Origin of the sequence: Kitasatospora sp. NPDC094028, from assembly GCF_049543595.1 — a bacterium.
In the GTDB taxonomy this organism is placed as follows: domain Bacteria; phylum Actinomycetota; class Actinomycetes; order Streptomycetales; family Streptomycetaceae; genus Kitasatospora.
The window spans coordinates 42,236-64,077 of sequence record NZ_JBMVFA010000043.1; the positions used below are offsets into that span (position 1 = coordinate 42,236).

The window sequence follows — 21,842 nt, forward strand, 5'->3', positions numbered from 1 at the left end:
CACGTCCTCCTTTCTTGTTCTCGGTCTCTCTCAGCGGGTGGAGGCGACGTGGTTGAGGGCGTCGAGGACGGCCTGGCCGCCCTTGGAGAGGGCCTCGTTGGTGTAGTAGGTGACCAGCGGGATCGCGGCCAGGGCGGAGCCGTTGACGAAGCCGGCCCGCACCTTCCACTTGTCCAGGCCCGAGGCCGTGGCGCCCGAGGTGCGCGGCCCCGCCGAGCCCCGGGCCGACTTGCGGGCACCGGCCAGCACGACGGCGACGACGAACAGCAGCAGGGCGCCGCCGCCGCCGACCGGCACCGCGTCGGCGCCGTGGAACTGCGCGGTGGAGTCCGCGCCGGTGCTGCTCCACAGCGACAGCTGCCCGCCCCAGGCGCTGGCCTTGTAGCCGAGCCAGCCCAGGCCGCCGAGGATGCCGCCGGCGCACAGCCCGCACAGGGCGCCGAACCCGGTGCCGATGGCGTAGGGGATCAGCTGGGTGTGGTCGGCGGCGCCGCTGCGGCCGAAGTTCCCGCCGCCGTGGCCTCCCACCTTCGGGATCGGGATGCCGTAGGTACGGGCGAGCTGCCAGCCCGTCAGGCCGAAGACAGCGGCGTAGGTGCCGAGGGTGACGTCCATGATCAGTGTCCTCCGGTGAATGCGGTGGTGAGCCAGGTGATGGCATCGGTGAGCGCCGGCAGCGACAGGCAGCCGGACAGGATGGGCAACCACACCGCCGCGCGGCGCAGCGCGGTGACCTCGGCCCGCTTGGTATTGGCCAGCGGCAGGGCGATGGCGACGAGTTCGACGGCGGCGGTGGTGGCGGTGTCGGCGTGGACGGCGGCACAGCCGTAGTAGGCGGCGCCGGCCAGGGCCAGGGAGCGCAGGGCGGGTTTGCCGCCCCACAGGATCGCGATGGCCGCGGCGGCGTCGACGCCGTAGCTGCCGGCCAGGCCCGGCTGGTAGTGGTGCAGGAACCAGGCGGGGACGGCGGCCAGGGCCGCGGCGGTGGCGTTGGCGCCCAGCTGCAGCCAGGAGAAGTCCCAGAACGGCTCGGGCGGCGCGGGCGGGGCGACCACCACCACCGGGACCGGCTGCGGGGCCACGACCTCCACCGGCACCACCGACCCCGGGTCGGGGTAGCTGTACTGCGGCGGGATCGGCACGTACGGAGGCGGGGCCTGGTAGTGGGCCGCCACCGCGGCCGCGGCGGCGGCCGCGTACTGCGCCCAGTCCGGCTCGGCGACGGGCGGGGCGGGCGGCGGGGGCGGGATGTGGATCCGCTGTCCCCCGCGCGGCGGCTGCCCGGCCCCGCCGGCGGGCGGCGTGTCGTCCTCGACGATCTCGGCGTCGACGATCTCGACACCGTCCAGGCCCCCCGACCCGGCGCCGGCGGTGGCGGTGTTGAACAGGCCGGAGAACGCGTCCGTGCCGGCCCTGGTGTCAGACATCGCTGCTGGCCGCCTTCCGGATCTGCTCGGCCATGAACGCGGCCGGGTCCGTGTTCCGGGCGCTCCAGCGGCCGAGCGTGGCGTCGGCCTCCTCCGCCGAGGCCGGCTTCTTGCGGTGCTGCTTGATCGCCCAGAGCAGCAGCACCAGGGCCGGGACGGCCGTGGCACCGGCGAAGAAGCAGAGGATCAACTGCTGGTGGTGCATGGTGCTTCCCCCCTTGTTTGGGAGTCGACGGGTGTGCCGGGCGTGGGAGGGGGCCGTTGGGCCCGGGGCTCCCCTGGACGGCCGGCTGCGGGGCGGCGTCGGCGGTCCAGGGCGGCCGTACGGTCAGGGCAGTCCTCGCTGTTTCTGTGCGGTGGTGAACGGGTCCTGAGCGGGGCCGCTCTGAACGGAGCTGGTGGGACGGGCCCGGGCGGGCGACGGGGTGGTGCCGGCCGTGCGCCGGAGGGCTAGTGCGGGGCATCGGGGTAGGTGCCGTCGCCGTAGCGGCCGGAGGGGCAGATCCAGCGGGGGCCGCCCTCGAACGGCGACCAGCGCTCGACCGACTGCTGCTCGCCGGGCAGGCGCTCGGGCTCGGCGGCCGCGGCGTCGACGAACCGGCCGGGCACCGGCAGGTCCGCGTCCGGCAGGTCCGGCAGGACGGTGGTGCGCTCCAGCACGGTGTCGGCCGCGGCGGCGGCCTCGGCCGCGAACTCCTTGGCGGCGTCGACCAGGCCCGGGCTGACCGGCCGGTCCTCGTCGTCGGCGGCGGCCTGGACGCGCAGCGCGTCGGCGCCGGCCGACAGCAGGGTCTGCCAGTCGGTGTCGGTGATCTTGCCGTCCCAGCGGACCAGGGTGGTGCCGGTCAGGCGGGCCAGGCGGCGGGCGGCCGCCCGGCGAACGCGCTCCGGACCCTGCGCCTCGGCGACCCAGGACCAGGACGAGGCCGTGGTGCGGGCGATGTGTACGGCCTGGTGGCGGCCGGTCAGCGTGCGGGACATGCGGGTGCCTCCTGGACCGGGGTGGAACGGGGGAACGGTGGTGGCGGGGCCCTGGCGGGCCCGCCGCGCCACTCCCGGCGCCGTCCAGGCATGGGCATGCCAGGACGGTGCCGGTGGCAGGCGGCGGGAAGCCGTGCTGCAGAACACAGCGGAGAAAGGGGGAGGGGCTACTTGCCGGGGCTGGAACCGCCGCCGGCCTTCGGGGCGGGCTTCGACGGCGCGGGGGCCGGCGTGCCGCCCCCGGCGTAGCTGCGACAGAGGCAGGTGATCGTCACTCCACACCCCCGTCGCCGCGCGGGCCCCAGGAACGCCCGAAGTTCCGGACCGCACCTCCCGCGCCCTGGCCGGCGGTCGGCTGCGGGGCCGGCTGGGGGCTGGGGATCTGGGCGTCGGCCGGGGGCTGACCGGTCATGCCGTGGGTGGCGGCGTGCGCGGCGATCTGGCCGTTGAGGTTCGCAACGGCGGAGTACAGCTGCTCGCTGGTCACCTTCCACCGCCCTTGCGGCCGAGCAGGCCGGCGAGCAGGCGGCCGGCGGCCTTGGCGGCGTCGGCGATCTGCTTGGAGTCGATGGGCGGAATGGGCCCGGGCGCAGCGCCAGTCGTGATGTCGATCAACGTCAGCACCCCGCCATCTGCGGTCGCAGGCCGTTGATGAACTCGGCGACGGCGTTCTGGACGAACCAGGAGAGGTGCGTCCAGGTGGTGTTGGTGGTCTTCTCGATGTGGTCCGCGGCCTGCTCCCAGACCTCGGCGACGAGCTTCATCACGACGCTCTCGCCGGCGGCCGGGGCGACGGTCGCCAGGTCGTGGATCACGAGCGCGAGGACCTTGGCCTCGTAGTGGCCCTCGAGGCCCGTGATCAGCTGGTGGTTGATCGTGGGGGTGGTGCTCCGGCCCCCGCGCGAGTCGGTCATGCTGGTCATTGCGGATCTCTCCTTGACGAGCTGGTCCGTGGAGGCCCCGGTGGAAGCTGTCCAGGCGCACCGGGGCCTTTTTCACGAGCACTTCCGTGTTGGCTTAGCCAGCTTAGCTGATACAGTTCGGACTGTGTCAACTAAGTCGGTGAAGCTATCTATGGCGAGGAGGTGCCTCTACGATGTGGCTCATGACTGATCAGTTCGCCCAGCCCTACCAGCGGATCGTGGAGGACGTGCGCGATCAGATCCGTCTAGGCAAACTTCGGCCGGGCCACAAGCTGCCCAGCACACGCGAACTGGCTACTCACTACGGCGTTGCCCATGGGACGGTGCAGCGGGCGCTCGCAGAGCTCCGCTCGGCCGAGCTGATCTACTCGCACCAGGGGAAGGGGAGCTTCGTACGACAGTCGCCGGACGAAGACCACCCGTCCTCTGAACTTCAGGAGCTGCAACGGCAGGTTGCGGACCTGACTGCTCGCCTTGAGCGAGTCGAGCAGGCGCTCTTCCAAACGTGATCAACAGGCACTCCCTTGGGCCGGTTCTTGATGCTTCGATCAAATCCGACTCCCAGGTGAGTGACCATCACATCCCCGTGGTGAGATCCGTACCCGGCTCCATCAATACGTTTTCAATGTCTGCGTATACATGAGTTTCCGAACTCGAGTCCTACGCTCCCGAGTATGAAGACAGCGGAGGTACAAGCCATGGTGAGGGCTCGGCCCGGATGGCGGCCGGACAAGTTGCGCGACCAACGAGAAGCCCATGGCCTCACGCTCGAACAGGCCGGTGAGCGCCTGCGGATCGTGGCCGAGCAGGCCGGGCTGAAGAGCGTTCCCGCTGCTCACGCCCAGACGATCTGGGGGCATGAGCAGGGCGAGATCTACCCCAGGCCGGACTATCGGCGCGCGTACTGCGCCCTCTACCGCGCGACCGAGCCCCAGCTCGGCTTCAGGAATCCTCTGCCGGGAGAGGACGCTGCGGCATTCGCTCTGACGCCGACTTCCGAAACGCGAAACGGCGCTCACGTACTGGCGGTCGAGCGGGCACTTCATCGCATCGCACCGGGCACCGCGGAATCCGACAACATGATGCTGCAGCAGCGGATCATGGACGCGTGGCGCCGACGGCACACCGGTGGAGACCCGCACCGTCCCACGATCGTGCTGGTCGGAGGGTTCGCGGGCTCCGGTAAGTCCGAATTCGCAAGGTTTCTGACGCAGCTGACCGGGTGGCCACTCCTGGACAAGGACCCGCTCACCAGACCGCTGGTCGAACAGCTCCTGATCTCTCTCGGCTCGGACCCGAACGACCGGCACTCCGAGACGTACCGGACGCAGGTACGGGGGCTGGAGTACGACTGCCTGATGCAGGCCGCCTACGCCAACATCGCCTGCGGTATCTCCACCGTGCTGACCGCCCCGTTCATCGCCGAGATGACGGACGAGGGCTGGATGACCCGCTTCGCCAACCGCTGCCGCTCCCAGGGCGTCGACGTCTCGCCGATCTGGGTGCAGTGCGATGCCGAGAGCATGCGCGACTACATCACCTTCCGCTCCGCAGCCCGCGACGCGTGGAAGCTCGCCAACTGGGGGGAGTACATCGCCACCATCGATGTCGAAACCCGGCCTGTGGTCCCGCACCTGGTGGTGGACAACCGCATGGGCGCGGCGATCTCTCTGGCGGACCAAGCTCGCCTCGCACTCGCCGAGGTGCGCGCATGATCCGCGCGAAGCGGGGAGTGCTGCTCTACGGCCCACCGGCTACGGGCAAGGACACCATCACCCAGGCCCTGAACCGCCTTGACCCCACCTTCCGGCTGTTCTCACGGCTGAAGGCCGGCCCCGGCCGATCCACTGGCTACCGGATGGCCACGCAGGAGCAGTTGGAGGAGCTGCGACGGGTGGGCTCGGTGGTGTACGAGAACGCCAGGTACGACAGCACGTACGTGACGGACCGGCCGGGCCTGGACGACGCCTTCGAGACCGGGGTCCCAGTGATGCACCTGGGCCAGGTCGACGGAGTCCGGGCGGTGCTTTCCGGCTACGCGGCCGGCTGGCTGACCGTTCTGCTGTGGTGCCCGCGGGAGGTGACCGAGGCCCGGTCAATCGGCCGGGGCGACGCCGACACTCCAGCTCGGCTTGCCGCGTGGGACGCCACCCAAGTCGACCTCAAGACGAACCCGGACTTCAGGTTCGACGTGGTGATTCGTACGGACGCCATCTCGCCTGAGCAAGCGGCCGAGCAGATTCATCGGACGCTCGCCGCTCCACGCGGGCAGATGCTGATGGTCGACGTCGACGACACACTGATCGATCGGCTGACGGCGGTGACGGCCTGGGTGGCCAAGTACTGCGCCGAACACAGTCTGGGGCCGGAGCCCGAGCAGCGGATGCTCGACACGATGCGCGTCCGTGCGGACCCGGGCACATTCGAGATCTTGTGCGCGGAACTCAGCCTGCCGGAAGCAGCCGACAAGCTCTGGGCACGCTACAAGAAGGAGCTCGCCAAATCGGTGCGGCCCTTCCCCGGCGTGCTGGATGCGCTGGCCGCCGCACGGGACGCCGGCAACCAGGTCATCGTCGTCACCAACGGTGGTGGCCCGATCCAGCGTGCCAAACTCACCGCGTCCGGCATCGCCGACGTCGTAGACGTCGTCTGTATCTCCGAGGAGATCGGTGCCCGGAAGCCGCACGCCCGAATCTTCGAGGCGGCCGCCGCGGCAGCCGGCCGGGAGCTTTCCCAGGGCGGGTGGATGATCGGAGACAACGCCGAGCTGGACGTCGTCGGCGGGCGCGATGCTGGGCTGCGCACCGTCTGGATCTCGCACGGCCGGCCCTGGCCGGGCGGGCCGGAGCCGGACTTCATCGCCGAGACCGCCCTGGATGCACTCGCGCACGTTCGAGGTGGGGCGCGGTGACATCAGATCTGCCAGTTCTCGGGGTGCTCCACCCGGGAAGCATGGGCGCGGCCGTGGCGGCCTGCGCAGCGTCGGCTGGCGCGCGAGTGCTGTGGTGCCCGGCCGGACGCAGCGCAGCCACCGTACGGCGCGCCGAGCAAGCCGGGCTCGAGCCGGTGGCCGAGCTGTCCGAGCTGCTGGCTCAGGCAGAGGCCGTGCTGAGCCTGTGCCCGCCCGCTGCCGCTGAGGATGTCGCTCACGAGGCCGCCGAGCACCAGTTCGCCGGCGTGTACATCGAAGGCAACGCAATCAGTCCGGAACGGGCCGAACGGATCGCTGGTCTCGTCGGCCGCAGCGCTCGGGCGGTCGTCGACGGCGCGGTGATCGGGTCGCCTCCGGTCGGCAGCAAGACCGCCCGGCTGTTCCTCTCGGGCCCGGCCAACGCGACCAGTCTCGTTGCGAGGCTCTTCACCAACAGCTCGGTGTCGACGCCGGTCTTGGGCGAGGAGATCGGTAAGGCCAGCGCGTTGAAGGTCGCTTATACGACGTACCAGAAGGCGAGCCGGGTGGTCGCTGCGTTGTCCTACGGCCTGGCGCACCACCACGGCGTAGACCAGGCACTGCTGGATGTTGCGAGCGCGCGGCCGGGCAGCTACCTACTCGAGACCGACTACATCGCCAAAACCGCAACGAGGGCGTGGAGGTGGGCACCCGAACTGGAGGAGGCCGCTGACACGCTGGTCGCGTCGGGACTACCGGACGAGGTGATGCGCGCGGTTGCAAGCACGCTGCGGTGTTGGACGGACGCGAAGGACAGTGGCGGGCTCTCGGTGGAAGACGCTCTGGAGATACTGCGGGAGTCCGCCGGATGAGGCGCTTGTCGGGCCGTCGGATCGTCGGCGCATCAGATCGACACGGTGTGCTGGCGGCTACGCTCAGCGTTGTCCACAGGGGTACGCTTTGCCATGCAGTGATCAAAAAGCTTTGCCGTCCGGGCCTTGGACAAGCCCGGACGGCATCAGAGTGGATCGGCGCCCCTGGCCGGGGGCCCGTCCCGGTCGACCACGAGAAGGGTGGTGACGCAGTGAAGGGTACCCGTACCCGCCACGAGGCACACGCGCGGCACCCCGCCGTGGATGCGACCGGTTCGAGGTCGCTCCGGCGGGGTGCCGTCGTCGTGTCTGGACACACCTCTCCCCCGAGGGGGTTTGGTGTGACTTAGTCGTCTTGGGGGCGCCGGCCTTTGGCGAGGCCAGCAACCCCGGGTCGCTTCCAGTGGGTGGTACCACCGGTTGCGGTCCTACGAATCCGCTCGACTTGCAGGTCGAGCGATGGCCCGGAACGGGCTCCGGCTTGGCGGCCAGGGCCCGGGAGGGGCGCAGTGCGGTTCGTGGCGAACCAGGACCCCCGAGGGGGCCCGCCTTGCTGTACCGGCGCCTGGGAGGGAGCCGTCTTGCCGTGCCCCCGCAAGGGGGCCCGTTGCCGACCCGCTAGTGCGGGCCGGTCCTGTTGCCTTTGCAGCAGCTAACTAGAAAGGCTCTGCCATTTTGCAGCAGCTCACAGCCCCGTTCCAGTCCCGCAGTGTCTCCGTCGAGGCGGGTGGTGTCCCCGGTTTGAGCTTGGAGGATGCAGTCTGGGAGAGGGGAGAGATCTCCTTCCCCGTTCCTGCCATGGGATTCGTTGAGGGACCGGTTGGCGGACCGGTTGGCGAACTCGCCGCGCGCACCGCCAGCAATGTGATGCACATCACTCGTTTGGCTGAGGCTCCGAGTGTCACACGGTCGAGTCCGAACCATGCACTTCCGGCCGCCCCGTTCGTTCCTGGCCAGCGGCAGGAGACCGCCGACGTCGAGTCAACCCCTGCTGCGGGGGTGTCGAAGGCGACCCGGTGGTTCGTGCCGTGTGTGCCGGTGCTGCCTCGGCTGTTGGTGCTGGCGGCAGAGCAGTGGGTGACGACTACCCGTGGCCGGGTCGCGCTGGACCCGTACAGCTGGATGCAGGCGGTGCACTGGGTGGTCGCGTCGGGCTGCTACCGGCCATCCCGCTCGCACGGTCCGCGGGAGATGGGCCGCACCGCGATCCGGACCGCGCAGCTGCTCATGGAGCTGTCGCCGTGCCGTCCGGGTGTGGAGTACCTGGCTCGGCGCCTGGGCGTGACCGAGCGGACCGCGCAGTACCAGTTGGACATGCTGCGCGAGGCCGGCCTGCTCGCCTACATCGCCAGGGGCACCCGGGTCCGCGGCGAGAAGCCGAAGGCCAGCGAGTTCGCGCGGGTAATTCCGGCCGAGTTCGACGTCGCCTTGGGCGTCCGCGTCGCCGGGGAGGGCACCGGGCGACGGGTGGTCGGGATCGCGGAGGCGGGGCGGGCGGTGATGGCGGTGCTCGGCAGGCGGGCCTCGCGCAAGGTTCGGGCTCCGAGGGCGAAGGCGTCTGCAAAGGCCTCGGCGACGACCAATCAGGCACCTCTGGCCGGGGTCTCGTCCCAAGTGTCACAGGCCGCTGACGGCACCTCAGCAACGATCAGCCATTGCACCCCAATGGGGGGTGGTTGCTGTCCTTCTCCTGCTGACGGTTGTACTCACCTCCCCTCTGAGACAGAGGTCGCCAGCGGGAAGCCAAAGTCCACCACCGCGAAGAAGTCCACGAAGGGCCGGGGCAAGCGCACCGTCAACCGCGTCGGCCGCCGCTACCAGCTGGCCGCCGAGCTGGTCCGCCAGGTGCCGTGGCTGCGCCGCGCCCTAGTGCCCCGGATCGCCTGGGTCGTGCAGGAGGTGTCCGACGCGGGCTGGACGGCCGAGGAGGTCATCGCCTGGCTCTCCACCCTGGAGGAGCCGAAGCGCGGCACCTACCGGCCCTCCGGCCTGCTCGCCCACCGGCTGCGCGGCATGACCCAGATGCCCGGCTGGCGCACCCCCAAGGAGCGCACCGCCCAGGTCGAGCACTGGCGCGAGTCCCGCTCCGCCGAGCGCGCCCGCCACGACGGCACCTCGGCGGAGTGGACGTTCACCGACTGGCAGGACCCGGCCACCCGCGCCGCCGCCCGCCTGGTCGACGACGCCTTCGCCCAGGTCCGGAAGGCCGGCGGCCCCGGCGCCCAGGAGCTGGCCCTGTTCGCCCAGGACCAGGACGGACTGACCGACCTGCACCAGCTCACCCGCGAAAACGTCCTCGAGCTGCGCACCCTCGGCCAGAAGGACCCGGAGATGGTCCTGATGGCGATCCGGGACTGCGGCGAGGACTACGCCCGCCAGCTCTACACCCACGGCCTGGTCGACCAGGTCCTGCGCCTGCGGCACACCGCCCGCATGGTCATCCACCAGCCCTGGAGGTCCGCGTGACCGAGACATCCACCAGCGGTGTCGACATCGCCCGCGTCGCCCTCAAGGCTGCCCGAGAAGCCGCCCGCACCCGCAACGCCGACGCCCCCGGCGGCCGCAGCTCCACCACCCGACCGACCCGCCGCACCATGGTCCGCACCGGCGGCCGCGACCCGATCGGGCTCGGCGCCGCCCTGGCCGGCCTGGTCGCCGAACGGGCCTGGGACACACCAACCGCCGGCGGCAACGTCCTCGCCCAGTGGGCCGAGATCGCCCCCGAGCTCGTCGGCAAGGTCATCCCAGTCCACTTCGACGCGCGCACCGGCCGCCTCGACCTCCAGCCCACCTCCTCGGCCTACGCCACCCAGCTGCGCCTGCTTGGCCGCCAGCTCGTCGCCCGGATCAACGGCAAGGTCAGCCGGACCGTCGTACAGGACCTGCGGGTCCTGGCGCCCCGTGCCATCGCCGCCGGCCCCGACCAGCACACCGAGCACCACCGGGCCGTCAGGCAGCCCGAGGCCCCGGCCCGCACCCGCAACAACGTCGCTAGCCCCGGCTTCCACCGCGCGCTCGCCGAGATCCGCCGCACCACCACCGCCATCGACCCGGCCATCGTCGCCGCCATCGCCCGCCAGGAGCAGGCCATCCTCCAGCAGCGCGAACCCGAGGACCAGTTCGCCCAAGGCCTCGCCGAGAAAGCCGACCAGGAGGAAGCCGCCGCCCGCACCGCAGCCGCCAACAGCAGCCAGGCCCTCGCCGAACGCCGCGCCCGCCACGACAAAGCGCTCCGCGCCGGCGCCGTCCCACTGCGCCCGACCCGCCCGCCGATGACCCTCAGCGGTGCCGCGTGACCGGTGCTGCTTCACCGTGCGCGAGGGCCAGCCATTCCACGTATTTTCAGGACGCCAGGGCTGACGGCACGTCAGCCTGGTCAAAAGCTGTCGCGGCCACACCCGCTTCACGAGAGGACTGCACGTGACCACTGACGGGGAGAGCATCGACCCCAAGCTGTTGAGCACGCTGGAGAAGACCTTCGGCGAATACCTCGCCGACGTCGCCGAGCTGCTGCTCACGGCCGGATATCCGATCGGGACGGTCCTCGTGGACTTCTACGGCATCGGGTGGACCGACATGCCCAAGGACCTCTCCGACATCCTGGACGAAGGCCGGCTGGTATTCCCGTTCGACGTCGCCCGCCGGTTCGGCGGCGGCAAGGGCTGCGAAGACCTGGGGCTGTACTGGTCGGCCATCTCCGGTTGGAACGTCGGCGCGACGTTCGACGGCACCGAGACCACCCGTTGGATGAACGCCGGGCTCACCCCCAGCCCCAAGGCCGTCGCGGAGTTCTTCACCGAGGCCTCGGCCGACATCCTCGCAGTCGGACACCCCGACCGTCGTCTCTACCGGCGCCCGGGAACGGACCTGCCCGGCCTCGTGAGGCAACTGCAAGCGGTGGCCGGCCTCGAATACCGCGGTGGCAAACACCGGATCAGGGACCTGCGCATGAACGCATGTCTGGACCATGCCAGCCGGGCCATCCTCGCCGACGACGCGAGGACCCAGATCACGGTGACCGGCGGCGAGCTGGAAGCCTTCCAGTACCTTGTGGACTACTACGTCGCGCGTGAACTGGGCGAGGATCGCCTCCGGGGCCTCGCCATCTCCCTGGTGCGGGACTTCCAGGCCCGGGCCGCCACCAAGGGCGCGGCCGTGCCACTGCAGGCGAACGCCCAGGCGTACGCGCGCCGCAGCCGGGGTTGAACAGGAAACGGCCTGACCGCATGACGAAGCCGGCGGAGACACGGTACGTGTCTCCGCCGGCTGGCGAAGAAGCGGCTGGCTAACGCCACGTTCTACGGTGTGAAGCGTGCCGAGTTTCAGGCCTGACCGGTGTGCTGGCGGCCCGCTGTCCCTTCCAGGTGTGGCGGGCCGCTGCTACGCCGGGCGCCGCGCTTCAGGCCGTCTGCGTCCGCCAGCGGCTCGGAGGCCAGGCCCGCGCGGCGAGGCGGCGCGTCAGAGGGGGATGACGCGGGTGAGGCGTACGAGGTGGTTGTCGGTGTCGATGACGTACTCGACCAGGCCGCGTCCATGGGGGATGGGGAGCCGGCGCCAGTCGCCGGCGCTGTCGCGGGCGCTGCTCTCCGGAAGCCACGGGTTCTCGGCGATCGCGACGGTGAGCGCGACGATCGCGGAGAACAGTTCGACCGGCAGGCCAGGGTCGGACAGGGCGTCCTGGACGGCTTCGGACGGCAGGACCGGCCACAGGTCGTCCGGTTCTTCGTTACTCACCCGGCAGGTCTCCGCCCCGTTCGCGGCGCAGCCGCAGGACGTCGGCCATGGTGGTGGTGGGCAGGGTGCCGTTGCGGGCGGCGGCGATGATGCGGTCCTGGTCGGGGTCGGTGTCCATCTCTGCTTCGCACCACCAGCGGTTGAGGACCTGCTCGGCCTTGTCGATGGGGGCCTGGCCGAGTTCGCGGTAGAACTCCATCCGGCGGCCGCCCTGGAGTGCGGCGGCGATGCCGTCCGGGGTGCGGGGTACTCGGGGCTGCGGGGGGTGGTGGTACACGGGTTGGACGCTCATCGGGTTCCTCCTGCCTCTGCCTCTGGGTTCCACGGTATCCGGTGCCAGCCGGTCGCCGGGCCGCGCCCGCCGTGGTCGCCTTCCGGCCTGCACCGGGGCGCAGGCCGGGTCCGGATCCTGGGCTAGCGGTTGTCGCGGTGCAGGCGGTCCTGCCGGGTGGTGACGAGGGTGCGCCAGCGGGTGCGGACGGCTTCGTCGCCGTCGATCCACCGGGTGCCGGAGGGAGAGGGGAGGGGGAGGGCGCCCATGAACGCGGCGATGTCGGCGTAGTAGGCGTGGTCGCCGTTCTCGGTGAGGTCGCGCAGGCAGGCGATGTCGGCGGCGATCTCGGCCTGGTCGTCTTGGACGGCGTGATGGAGGGCGAGGGCGAGCACGAGGGTCGTCTGCTGGTAGGCGACGCCAGCGGCGGCGATCTCGGCCTCGAGAGTGCGGGCGCGGTCGGTGACGTCTGGGTTGCCGGCGTCGCGGATCAGGGCGGCGATGCGGACGGTGATGCGGGTGGCGGTCAGGTTGAGGCCGGCGAGGTACTGCTCGGCGAGGTCGAGCTCGGCGTCCGCCTGGTCGGGGTGGGCGAGGGCGGTGGTGAAGGCGAGCTGGGCCTGGGCGGTGGCGCGTTCGCTGGCGGCCGTGTGCTGTTCGGCGTCGGCGACCGCGGCGCGGTAGGCGGTGGTGGCGCGTTCGATGTCGGCATGGGGCCACCACACGTCGCCCGCAACGCGGTGCTCGCGGCCCTCCCAGCCGAGCTGGTGGGCGGTGGCGAGGGCGGCGGGGAAGTCGCCGGCGAGGCGGGCGAGGTGGGCGAGACCGCGGCGGGCGGCCGGGGCGAGGCGGGTGGTGCCGTCGGCGACCTGCTGCATGCCCTGTCGGGAGGCGTCGGCGCGGCCGAGGTCGCGGTGTGCCTTGGCCCGGTAGTAGAGCGCCAGGTCGGCGAGGCCTGCGGGCAGCAGCTCGGTGTCGAGGACGCGGGTGAGGCGGTCGGCGGTGCGGGCACGGTGCTCGTGCTGGCGCGCGCCGAGTGCGGAGAGGGTCTCCACCAGCGCGTCGGCCGGGGTCTCCAGTACGGCGCCGGCGGCGGGCCGCGGGTCGGCGGCGGGCGGGGCGAGCGGCTCCCAGACTTCGTCGTCGACGTAGGCCCAGGCGCCGGTGGCGAGCCAGCCGAGGTCGAGGCGGTGGTCGCGGGCCAGCCTCAGGCCCTGGCGCAGGCAGCCGATCAGCAGCGTGCGGTCGCCGGGGCGGGCGGCGTGCTGATCGCCGAGGCCGGCGAGGGCGCGTTCGGCGGCGCGCTGCCAGTCCTGGTCGGACCAGCGGTCGTCGGTGCGGTCGGCGCCGCGCAGGGTGGAGCGGACGAGGGCGTGCAGGTGGTACGGCCACAGCGCGGCTTGCTGCTCGATGACGAGTGGCCGCTCGACCAGGCGCAGGGCGGGCGCGTCGCGGTCCATGCCGGCCGCGGCCGTGGCGAGCGGGACGTCGAAGGCGTCCAGGAGGGCGGTGGCGCGCAGCACGTGCCGCTCGTCCGCGGTGAGGTCCTGCAGGGTGCGGGCGACCAGGACGGGGAAGTCGGCCTCGAAATCGGCGGGCTCGGGTGTGTGGGTGCGGCGGATCTCCAGGAATCGGAGCACGGACAGGTCGAGGTGCAGGGGCAGGCCGTGGGATCTGGCGGTGATGGCGGCGCGGATCTCCTCGGGGATGAGGGGCCGGCCGTCCGGGGCGGTGAGGCGGTGGGTGAGGTAGTCCTCGCAGTCCTCGGCCGAGAGGTCGCCGATCAGGATCTGCCGCGGGGTCGTGGCCGTGGCGGCGGTGCGGGCGGCGGGGACGAGCGGGTGCGGGGCGGGGGAGAGGCCGGGCCAGGAGGTGGGGCCGGTGTAGTCGAGCTGGCCCTGCAGGCCGGGGTCGGCCCACTGCAGGCGCGAGCGGCCGGTGACGACCCAGAACGCGTTCGGCGTGAGCCACACGGCGCGCTGGATCAGGCGTTCCAGATCGCGGTGGGTGCGGTCGCCGACGTCCTCCCAGCCGTCCAGGAGTACCACCGGCACTACCGCGTGCCGCGCGGGCAGTTGGGAGATCTCCCAGGCGAGCAGGTGCGGATAGTAGGAGAGCGCGTCGAGGGTCGGTTCGGCCTCCAGCAGGTCCGCCAGGCGGGCGCAGCCGGCGAGCGCGCGGGAGCGTTCGTGGCGCTGGCGCAGCGAGGTCACCAGGGCGGCGGCGACCTGGCCCGCGGCGGAGCCGACGACGCCGGGCAGGGCCAGGTGCGCGGCCGTCTCGCCCACGGCGGTCTTGATCTGGCCGGGCAGGGCGTCGCCGAAGCGGGCGAGGAGTCCGCGTCGGCGCAGGTACTCCTCCAGCGGTTCGCCGGGATGGTTGTGCTCCCAGTAGCGGCGCAGGGCGAGGTCGAAGGCGGGCATGGCGCGCCCGGGGTGGCGGGCGAGGGCGAGACGGAGGCTGAGCACGAACTGCTCGAAGTCGGTTCCGGCGGAGCGGGCCAGGTCGATGCGCACCGGCAGCAGCCGGGGTGCGGCGGCGGGCCAGGCGGGCTCGCTCCACTGCGGGGGCCGCAGTGACGGGTCGGCGAGGACGGTCTCCAGCTTGCGGGAGAGTGTCGACTTGCCGATGCCGCCGACGCCGTGGAGGACGAGGAGGTTGCGCCGGGGGGCCTCGAAGTCCTGGACGCTGAAGTCCGGCGAGGTGATGAGTTCGAGGTGCTCGGAGATCGCGGACACCACGGTCGCCCACTGCCCGCCCCGGTTGACGAACGCCTCCTCGTCCATCCGCACCCGGTCGTTCGCGCTGAACAACGCCCTCAGATCCGCCACCTTCGTCCCCTCCGTCGACCTGACCTGCCATCAACCTACGCGCCCGGTACCGTCGCGCGCTGCGGGGTCTGGACGGCACTGGTGATCCCCGGACGAGCGGCGGGCAGCCGTGCCGGACCGGGCGTTGAAGGGGACCGCGCGAGCCGGCGGCCGTGCGCGCCCTGCGGAACCCGAAGGCGGACGCCGCCACCGGCCGTGTGAGACTTGGGCCCCAGCATCGTTCCAGCCCAGAGGCGGTATTGCCGTGTCCGATCCCCGGCCCGAGGACCGCGCCGACTTCTCCGAACTGGCGGGGCACGGAGGCGACGTCCAGCAGGCCGCAGGCGCGGTGGCGTCCGTCGTGGCCTGGTACGCCGGGCAGATCACGGCCGAGCTCCGCCGGCCGGAGCCGGACCGGGCCCGCCTGGCGGAGCTCAAGGACGCGCGCGCCCGGGCGGCGCGGGACCTGGAGCACGTCCGGGAGGCGGACCCGCAGGAAGCAGCCGAGGTCGCGGCCTTCTACGCCGGCCTGCTGAGGAAGCTGACGGCCTGACCGGCAGGCTTCACCGCCGGCAGCGCGAAGGTGCGGGGCCGGCCGACCTCGGCGGCGCGCGCGCCTTCCGGCAGCAGCGGCCACGCCCGCGCCGAGACGGCGTCCAGCTCGGCGCGGTGACGCGGCAGCGCCTTGCGCAGCGCCCGCTGCAGCGCGACGAACCGCAGGGCCTCCGGCCGGGTGTAGGGGCGCGCCTGTTCGGCGGCGAGCGCCAGGAGGGCGCCGGCCCCGGCGCCGAGGAAGCGGCCGCCCTGGTCGACCACCCGCACCGCCGCGGTCTGCGGACGGTTCTGCAGCGCCGCGGTCACCTCGTCGACGGCGGCGAAGGAAGCGTCCTGGCGCGCGGGGGAGGCGAACGGTGCCGGGACACCGATCTCCAGCGCCCGGGCGTAGCGCAGCGCCGCGCCCTGCCGGCTGTCGCATGCGCGGGCGGCCACGACCGTGACCTCGACCCGGTAGCCGGCCGCGCGGAAGGCGGCCACGGCGCGCAGAACGGTCTCGGCCTCGGTGGGCACGGCCCTGACGAGGACGTCGGCGCGCCGCTCGCGCAGCAGCGCGCAGGCCCGGTCGAACCACGCGACGCAGTCGGCGCGGACGATCTCGTCCGCCTCGCGCGGGTCGGTCTGCGTCAGGGCGAAGTAGTCGGGGTGGGCGGCGTTGAGGTCGTCATCGACGAGGCGGGCGGTGCCCGGTCGCGTCGCGCGCCTAACAAGGCGCCAGAGCACGGTGGTGTCCGTTCCCACCGGGGCCACGAGGAACACCGCCACGGGGCCCGGCCGCGCGACGGCGCCGTCCAGCAGCCCGGGGGCGATCAGCTCTTCGAACACCCAGCGGTGCTCGGCCGCGGAGAGCCGGTGGTAGTCGACGCCGGGCGCCCCGGAGCGGGCCTGGGCGGTGCGGCGCACCGGCTCGGCCAGCGCGGCGCACCGCTCCGCGTCCCGCGTCACGGCCAGCACCCGGTCAGCCGGCAGCCGGCTCTCCGCCCGCACCAGGGCGCCCTCGGCACCGGCCAACGTGCGGCGAAAGGACGCGGTCTCCACCGCGCCCCACCACCGGGCCCGCTCGGCCTCCACCGCCTCGGCGGCACCCGGCGGCCGCACCCACGCCCCGTCGACGAGCTCGTTGCCATACAGCACCTCCAGTCCGCGGCGCACCACCGTGACCCGGTCGACCAGGCGCTCGGCCTCCAGCATGTCCAGGGTCCGGGCCAGTTGGCGGGCGCACTCGTCGTGGGTGGCCCACGACACCCACCGCCCCGCCCCTTCACCGTCGCCGAGGTAGCGCTCCAGCACGCCGAGCTGACTCCACGCCAGCGCGCACGCCACGGCGACCACCTCGATCCGGTGGCCGGCCTCCCGATACGCGACAGCCTGAACCCGCGCCTCGCCGAGATCGGCCAGCGCGGTCTCCACCACCGCGTCCAGCCCGTGGACCCGCACGTACGCCTCCATCGCCGCCTGCCAGCGGCGAGTGTCCAGCCGCACCCCGGCACCCGCGGTCCGCACGTCCCGCGCCAGCAGCGCCTCGTAGTGCCGGTGCGCAGCCTTGTAGAGGTCGGCGCCGACGCGCACCGCTCCCCCGCGCCGGCCCAGGACCGGCAGCAGCAGATCACCCAGGGTGGTCTTCCCGCACCCGGGCGGACCGGCCACGAGCACCGCCACCGGATTGGCCTGCGGCACCGCATCCCGGGTCCAGGCCGGGAGTATCACACCGGCCAGGACCCGGCTGCTCTCGGCGTCCGACAGACCCCCCGGGACGGCCCCCCGCTGCTCCACCGTTGCTCCGATCCGAATAGTTGATAGATGATCCTGCAAGGAGTGTCAACTATCGGCGCTCCGGGCAAAGCATAACCCCGATACCCTTGCCTCCAAGTACACTCAGGTATCGGGAGGGTGGATGATCCACATCAAGCTGGGCCCCCGGGCCCAGGCGAAGGCCGACGACCCCCTCGGGCGCAGCCGCATCGGCTGGGAACCGGGGATGAACGACGAGCAGACCTACGAGGCCGGCCGCGGCGCCTGGGTCCTCGGCGCCAAGGCCGACCGCGAGCGCTACCTGCTGCTTGCCGCGGACGGCGTCGTCCGCCAGGCGGTCGAGATCGACCGGCTCGTCCAGGTCGCCGGCGGCCGCCGGGCCGTGGAGGGCCGCATCCTGCCCGCCGGCCACCCCGTCCACGACGCCTACGTCGGCCGGCCCTCCCCGGTCCCGGCCGCCGTGCGCAACCCCGTCACCTACATCGACTCCGCCCACGACGTGAAGGTCTGCGCCTGCGGCTGCGGCGAGAACACCACCACTGGCTGGTTCGTCCCCGGCCACGACCAGAAGGCCCTGCACGAACGCGTTGCCCGGATCGGCACGGTCTACGAGTTCATCCAGTGGTTCGACCGAACACACGGTGACCCGGACCGCTGAAACCCCGCACCTGGGGAAGCACGCGGAGCGTTGATGGAGTATCAGTCCGCAGAGAGCGTGGGTGTTCAATGGCCCGGTCACCGCACGCCGAGCCGGGAGGGCACCACCGTGGGACGCAAGAAGCCGGGCAAGCCGCGCCGGGAGCGGGCTGCTGCCGCCGAATACACGCTGCAGCAGCTCCAGCCGCCCGGCTACGACCAGTGGATGACCCTGGCCCCCGACGCCTACGACAGGGCCATGGAGGACATGCGGCTCAGCCCGGAGACCGTCGCCATGACCCGCCGCCTGACCCGCCTCCAGCCCACCTACGGGCCGAAGATCCCCGCCCAGGCCCTGTGGCTCGACCTCGCCCTCGACCAGGGCGCCCTGCGGCTGCGACACCCGGACGGCACGGTCGGACGACTGCCGGTCGCCCACCTCGCCGGCATGCTCGGCGGCCAGGGCGACGGACAGGACCTGCGGGCCACGGTGCACGAGCTGCACGCCGCCGGCATGCTGCTCGTCGAACCCGACAGCGAGGACGACTGCGTACTGCGGGTCGTCATCGGCAAACCCGCCCGGCCCGGCGACGCGTGGCTGTTCGGCGGCGACCTCGCCAGCGACCTGGTCCCCCAGACGTGCATCCCCGGCGACCCACAGACCCTGGGCGCGGAGGAGTTCGCCGCCCTCGGCTACCTGCGCGCCCACCTCGCCGCCGGCACCGCCGGCACCGCCGGCACCGCCGAGGAGTTCGCCACGTTCGAGGGCGTCGGCTCCGTCGAGCGCGCCCAGAAACTCTTCGACGCCGTCGCCGACCTCGTCGACGTCCGCGGCTGCCCGGCCTGCCCCAGCGCCCACCTGTGCACCCGCGACCCCGAAGCGCAGCCAGCCCTCTGACACCGGCCCCCACCCACCCGGCATGTTCGCGACCGAAAAACCACAGGTCGCAGCCCTGTTCACCACCCAGGTGCGGGTCTAGCATTCCCGGCACGGCAACCCCACCGTCCCCAAGACGAGGCTGCCGAGCAGAGCGGCCACGCCCACGCGCGGCCGAAGCCTCCCCCGGCCGGGACCCCGGGCACACCCCCCTTGCCCCCGCGGTCCCGGCCGGCTGCGCACCGCCGCCGCTCGAATAGCGATCTGGCCTACCCGGCCCGTTCGGGCTGCGACACTGGTGATCATGACCGACCGCCGCAGGCTCTCGATGCGCTTCTCCGAGTCCGCCGTCGACGCTCCCGTGCCCGCCCAGTCCGGCGGGCGCCGGCCGCTGCCGGTCGAGCAGGGCATGAACTTCCGCCAGCCGCTGGGCGAGACCGCGGCCGTACCCGCCCCGGCCCGCCGCCGCCTCTCGCCCGGCGGCCTGACATTCTCCGACCCGGACCGGCAGATCTGACTGGATCCATCGGCACAGCACCGTTCTGACCTGCGGCTCTTTCACAAATCGGCCCTCAAATGAGGGCCCAAAAGTAGGACCGTACGCACCCGGTGAGCACTCTCGGTGACTTGCCGGGCGACTGTCGCGGTTCAGCCCACGGCGGCACGAGCGGGGCACCCGAAAGTCTGTGGGATCGCCAGAGGTGGTTCACGAAGAGTCAGCCTGCCGCCAGCGCTTCACGGTGCTGGCGCCGACCCCGATTCGGGCAGCTGCGGCCCGGCTCGGCATGTCGCGGGTGGCGTCGATCGCGTCGGCCATCGAGGCGAAGCCGGCAGCTCGGGCGGTCGCTTCGAGGGCGCTCCGGCGGGCCTGCCGGGCGGCCGGGAGGGTACGCAGGGCGGCGTTCCGGCGGGCGGCCCGCACGGCGGGAAGGCCGTCGGTGCCCGCACGGGCCTGGGCGGACCGGCGGGCGAGTTCCCCCGCAGGAAGTGCCGCGGCCCTCATCGGCTCGATCAGGTCCGGGTCGGCGGCCATCGCCTTGGTGCGGGTCGCGGAGAGCGAGCGCCGGACGTCGGTGGCCATCAGCGCGGCGCTGGCGGGCAGCGCATGCTCGGCGCGGTACTCGGCGGCCGACATCTCGTGGGTACGTGCAAGGTGCGGTGCCAGAGAACGGAAACGGCGCCCGCAGACCAGGCAGGTCACCAACCCGTCCACGTCGGCGCCGTCCGGTCGGCGCGAGCGCACCTCGGCGGCCGGCCGGGCAACGGCAAGCAGGGCATCCAGCTCCCACAGCAGCGCGCGGTCGCGGCGCCGGCAGGCGACCGGATCGGGCCAGCGGCCGCGCTGCTGCTGCATCACGGCCTTCAGGCTGCCGGGGGCATAGCCGAGGAGCGACTCCGCCGCCCGCCGGGCGACCAGGCGGGAGGCGGCGGCGAGGGGATCCACGGTCAGCGGCGCCCGTCGCGAATCTGGTACAGCCGCGAACGGGACAGGTCGGCGGCCTTCTCCAACTCCTGTAAGAGCGTGGCGCCGGGGCGGCTTCCCGCGGGCGTCGGCTACTCGGGTGCCGCGTTCTCGGCGGCGGCGAGCAGGAGGGCACGGACGGAGCCGGCGGCCTCGCGGGTCACCGGGTCCTCGCTCTCCAGCTGTGGGGCGATCAGCTCGGCGGCGGCCGTCAGGAGCGGGATGGGGACTGTCGCGGTGCGCAGGTGCTGGAGCTGGGCGGCGGCGCGCTCGCCGGGTGTGGTGGCGGCGCGGGCGCCGGGGATGACTGCGCTGATGCCACGTCCGAGTGGCTGACTGGTGGTCACCCGCACCATTGTCCCGTCCTGGCGGAGGTGGTGATCGCCATGGCCGGCCGGTGGTGGGCCCGGTGGGCAGGCGGCCGTGGTGCCGAGTGCCCGCCGGGCCGGAGTCGTTGTCACGTCGGGTGCAACCGCCGGTGCGGTCACGGTGCAGGGCGGTGCTCGTCGGCGGTCACGCCCCAGCCGGGGCGGTCGGTGGAGGTCCGCGCGAAGTCCCGCAGTTCCACCATCGTCTGGGCCGAACAGATCCCGTTGGCCCAGCGCCACATCACGGCCTCGCCGACCGTGGGGTCGGTCATTACATCGATAGCCAGCTCGGTCTTCAAGTAGCGCAGGCACGCCTCGTCGACCGCGCCCTCGAACCCGAGCGCGCGGTCCGTGGCCCGCTCCAACCGCGCCCGGGCCCTCGCGTACCGTCGGCGGCGCCACCACCCGGCACCCTCACCAGGCGGTCGGTCCGCCTGCTGCAGGCACCGGACGAGCCGGGCGACGACGAACCCGCGGACCAGATCCTTCTGTTGTGCCGCCGCGGTCTCGGGCCCGCTCACGGCCGGCCTCCGGCCGGGGGTGCGGCGAGCGCGAGGGCCTGGTCGATCGCCTCGCACAGCGGCACCAGGTTGGTGAGATCGTTGAGGACGGCCCGGGGCGCGGACAGCGCGGCGAAGCCGACCGCCAGCAGCGCGACTCGCTCCTCACCGGTCAGCTGCGGTAGGTGCTCGCTGCGGACGCTGCCCAGCAGCACGTAGGCGTCGAGGGTGTAGCGCAGTTCCTCCACCAGCTCGCCGTCACCGCCGGGGACGATCTCGCGGCCCAGCACCTGCTCGACGGCGCCGGCGTACTGCTCGAGGACCAGCCGGTTGCCCCCGTCGTGCTGGCGGGAGGCCAGCGAGCGGATCCAACCGGCGGCGATCTGGCCGGTGACGCAGACCCGGGCAAGGGCGTCCCGCTCCTCTGCGGTGAGTACCGGTTCCGAGGCCTTGCCGGGCTTCCCGGCTTCGCCGCGGCCGTGGTATCGCTCGTCGGCCCGGTCGAGCCAGGACAGGGGAGAGGACGGGGTTGTCGTCATACCGGTGCAACCGGTGCGGGGCCCGGCCGGTCACGGGTGCGGCACTCTCTGGCCGACCTCAGCCGGCGCTCTCCCCGCTGTCACCGGCGCGCGGTAGCGTCGCGGCCACATCACGCGACGGTGCGTGATCTCGGCGGAGGGGAGAGCAGTATGACCGACACCGACCGCGTCGACGGCCAGGTCGCCGAGGAGGACGTTCCGGAGCCGCCGTTCACCTGGTACAGCACCCGCGTTGCCGGGTTCAG

Annotated in this window: 26 protein-coding genes; 11 read left to right on the plus strand and 15 right to left on the minus strand. The window is 72.5% G+C overall.

Annotated features, from left to right (window positions below):
- Positions 1-30: 30 nt before the first annotated feature.
- The 7 genes from ACPC54_RS37440 to ACPC54_RS37470 form a co-directional block, all read right to left on the minus strand.
- Positions 31-615 (minus strand): hypothetical protein, encoded by a 585-nt coding sequence (locus tag ACPC54_RS37440; RefSeq protein WP_498971384.1) that lies wholly within the window; start codon positions 613-615, stop codon positions 31-33.
- Positions 616-617: 2 nt separating this feature from the next.
- Positions 618-1,427, minus strand: coding sequence for a hypothetical protein (locus ACPC54_RS37445; protein ID WP_498971386.1), 810 nt, complete (start codon positions 1,425-1,427; stop codon positions 618-620).
- Positions 1,420-1,632: a hypothetical protein gene (locus tag ACPC54_RS37450; RefSeq protein WP_498971388.1), complete on the minus strand. Its 213-nt coding sequence runs from the start codon at positions 1,630-1,632 to the stop codon at positions 1,420-1,422. Before ACPC54_RS37450 ends, ACPC54_RS37445 begins: the two co-directional genes overlap by 8 nt.
- Before the next feature lie 245 nt (positions 1,633-1,877).
- Complete coding sequence (locus ACPC54_RS37455) at positions 1,878-2,408, minus strand: hypothetical protein (RefSeq protein WP_498971389.1); 531 nt, start codon at positions 2,406-2,408, stop codon at positions 1,878-1,880.
- Between the two features lie 271 nt (positions 2,409-2,679).
- Positions 2,680-2,895, minus strand: coding sequence for a hypothetical protein (locus ACPC54_RS37460; protein WP_498971390.1), 216 nt, complete (start codon positions 2,893-2,895; stop codon positions 2,680-2,682).
- A complete protein-coding gene (locus ACPC54_RS37465; protein WP_498971392.1) occupies positions 2,892-3,032 on the minus strand; it encodes a hypothetical protein in 141 nt (46 codons plus the stop codon). Before ACPC54_RS37465 ends, ACPC54_RS37460 begins: the two co-directional genes overlap by 4 nt.
- Complete coding sequence (locus ACPC54_RS37470; RefSeq protein ID WP_498971393.1) at positions 3,026-3,331, minus strand: hypothetical protein; 306 nt, start codon at positions 3,329-3,331, stop codon at positions 3,026-3,028. The genes ACPC54_RS37465 and ACPC54_RS37470 overlap by 7 nt, the downstream gene beginning before the upstream one ends.
- Positions 3,332-3,513: 182 nt before the next feature.
- Between ACPC54_RS37470 and ACPC54_RS37475 the strand changes: the two genes are divergently transcribed.
- From ACPC54_RS37475 to ACPC54_RS37505, 7 genes are all read left to right on the plus strand, one after another.
- Positions 3,514-3,840 (plus strand): GntR family transcriptional regulator, encoded by a 327-nt coding sequence (locus ACPC54_RS37475; RefSeq protein ID WP_498971395.1) that lies wholly within the window; start codon positions 3,514-3,516, stop codon positions 3,838-3,840.
- A 165-nt stretch (positions 3,841-4,005) separates the two neighbouring features.
- Positions 4,006-5,046, plus strand: coding sequence for a P-loop nucleotide/nucleoside kinase family protein (locus tag ACPC54_RS37480; protein WP_498971397.1), 1,041 nt, complete (start codon positions 4,006-4,008; stop codon positions 5,044-5,046).
- Positions 5,043-6,242 carry an HAD-IA family hydrolase gene (locus tag ACPC54_RS37485; RefSeq protein ID WP_498971399.1) on the plus strand — a complete coding sequence of 400 codons (1,200 nt, stop codon included), beginning with the start codon at positions 5,043-5,045 and terminating at the stop codon, positions 6,240-6,242. Before ACPC54_RS37480 ends, ACPC54_RS37485 begins: the two co-directional genes overlap by 4 nt.
- A 41-nt stretch (positions 6,243-6,283) precedes the next feature.
- On the plus strand, positions 6,284-7,093 hold the full coding sequence (locus ACPC54_RS37490; protein WP_498971400.1) for an NAD(P)-dependent oxidoreductase: 810 nt from the start codon (positions 6,284-6,286) through the stop codon (positions 7,091-7,093).
- A gap of 1,077 nt (positions 7,094-8,170) precedes the next feature.
- Positions 8,171-9,559: a transcriptional regulator gene (locus ACPC54_RS37495; protein ID WP_498971402.1), complete on the plus strand. Its 1,389-nt coding sequence runs from the start codon at positions 8,171-8,173 to the stop codon at positions 9,557-9,559.
- Positions 9,556-10,389, plus strand: coding sequence for a DciA family protein (locus tag ACPC54_RS37500; protein WP_498971405.1), 834 nt, complete (start codon positions 9,556-9,558; stop codon positions 10,387-10,389). The genes ACPC54_RS37495 and ACPC54_RS37500 overlap by 4 nt, the downstream gene beginning before the upstream one ends.
- A gap of 160 nt (positions 10,390-10,549) precedes the next feature.
- Entirely contained in the window at positions 10,550-11,299 is a 750-nt protein-coding gene (locus tag ACPC54_RS37505; protein ID WP_498971407.1) for a hypothetical protein, read from the plus strand.
- A gap of 252 nt (positions 11,300-11,551) precedes the next feature.
- On the opposite strand, the gene ACPC54_RS37510 is transcribed toward ACPC54_RS37505, so the two are convergent.
- From ACPC54_RS37510 to ACPC54_RS37520, 3 genes are all read right to left on the minus strand, one after another.
- Positions 11,552-11,827, minus strand: a complete 276-nt coding sequence (locus tag ACPC54_RS37510) for a hypothetical protein (protein WP_498971409.1) — start codon at positions 11,825-11,827, stop codon at positions 11,552-11,554.
- The gene (locus ACPC54_RS37515) at positions 11,820-12,119 is read right to left on the minus strand and encodes a hypothetical protein (RefSeq protein WP_498971410.1); all 300 of its coding nucleotides are present in this window, start codon (positions 12,117-12,119) and stop codon (positions 11,820-11,822) included. Before ACPC54_RS37515 ends, ACPC54_RS37510 begins: the two co-directional genes overlap by 8 nt.
- Positions 12,120-12,241: 122 nt before the next feature.
- Entirely contained in the window at positions 12,242-14,929 is a 2,688-nt protein-coding gene (locus tag ACPC54_RS37520; RefSeq protein ID WP_498971412.1) for an ATP/GTP-binding protein, read from the minus strand.
- 244 nt (positions 14,930-15,173) lie between these two features.
- Between ACPC54_RS37520 and ACPC54_RS37525 the strand changes: the two genes are divergently transcribed.
- Positions 15,174-15,461 (plus strand): hypothetical protein, encoded by a 288-nt coding sequence (locus ACPC54_RS37525; RefSeq protein WP_498971414.1) that lies wholly within the window; start codon positions 15,174-15,176, stop codon positions 15,459-15,461.
- Here the strand turns inward: ACPC54_RS37525 and ACPC54_RS37530 are convergent.
- Positions 15,428-17,236: a zeta toxin family protein gene (locus tag ACPC54_RS37530; protein WP_498971416.1), complete on the minus strand. Its 1,809-nt coding sequence runs from the start codon at positions 17,234-17,236 to the stop codon at positions 15,428-15,430. The genes ACPC54_RS37525 and ACPC54_RS37530 overlap by 34 nt on opposite strands.
- Before the next feature lie 121 nt (positions 17,237-17,357).
- Here ACPC54_RS37530 and ACPC54_RS37535 point away from each other — a divergent pair, with 121 nt between their 5' ends.
- The 3 genes from ACPC54_RS37535 to ACPC54_RS37545 all read left to right on the plus strand — a co-directional run bounded on the left by ACPC54_RS37535 (position 17,358) and on the right by ACPC54_RS37545 (position 19,245).
- Positions 17,358-17,873, plus strand: coding sequence for a hypothetical protein (locus tag ACPC54_RS37535; RefSeq protein ID WP_498971417.1), 516 nt, complete (start codon positions 17,358-17,360; stop codon positions 17,871-17,873).
- Between the two features lie 108 nt (positions 17,874-17,981).
- Positions 17,982-18,749 carry a hypothetical protein gene (locus ACPC54_RS37540; RefSeq protein WP_498971419.1) on the plus strand — a complete coding sequence of 256 codons (768 nt, stop codon included), beginning with the start codon at positions 17,982-17,984 and terminating at the stop codon, positions 18,747-18,749.
- A 283-nt stretch (positions 18,750-19,032) separates the two neighbouring features.
- Positions 19,033-19,245 (plus strand): hypothetical protein, encoded by a 213-nt coding sequence (locus ACPC54_RS37545; RefSeq protein ID WP_498971421.1) that lies wholly within the window; start codon positions 19,033-19,035, stop codon positions 19,243-19,245.
- A 189-nt stretch (positions 19,246-19,434) separates the two neighbouring features.
- On the opposite strand, the gene ACPC54_RS37550 is transcribed toward ACPC54_RS37545, so the two are convergent.
- The 4 genes from ACPC54_RS37550 to ACPC54_RS37565 all read right to left on the minus strand — a co-directional run bounded on the left by ACPC54_RS37550 (position 19,435) and on the right by ACPC54_RS37565 (position 21,597).
- On the minus strand, positions 19,435-20,172 hold the full coding sequence (locus ACPC54_RS37550; protein ID WP_498971423.1) for a MucR family transcriptional regulator: 738 nt from the start codon (positions 20,170-20,172) through the stop codon (positions 19,435-19,437).
- A 110-nt stretch (positions 20,173-20,282) separates the two neighbouring features.
- Entirely contained in the window at positions 20,283-20,537 is a 255-nt protein-coding gene (locus tag ACPC54_RS37555) for a hypothetical protein (protein ID WP_498971425.1), read from the minus strand.
- A gap of 137 nt (positions 20,538-20,674) precedes the next feature.
- The gene (locus ACPC54_RS37560) at positions 20,675-21,079 is read right to left on the minus strand and encodes a hypothetical protein (protein WP_498971428.1); all 405 of its coding nucleotides are present in this window, start codon (positions 21,077-21,079) and stop codon (positions 20,675-20,677) included.
- Positions 21,076-21,597, minus strand: coding sequence for a hypothetical protein (locus ACPC54_RS37565; RefSeq protein ID WP_498971430.1), 522 nt, complete (start codon positions 21,595-21,597; stop codon positions 21,076-21,078). The genes ACPC54_RS37560 and ACPC54_RS37565 overlap by 4 nt, the downstream gene beginning before the upstream one ends.
- Positions 21,598-21,842: the final 245 nt, after the last annotated feature.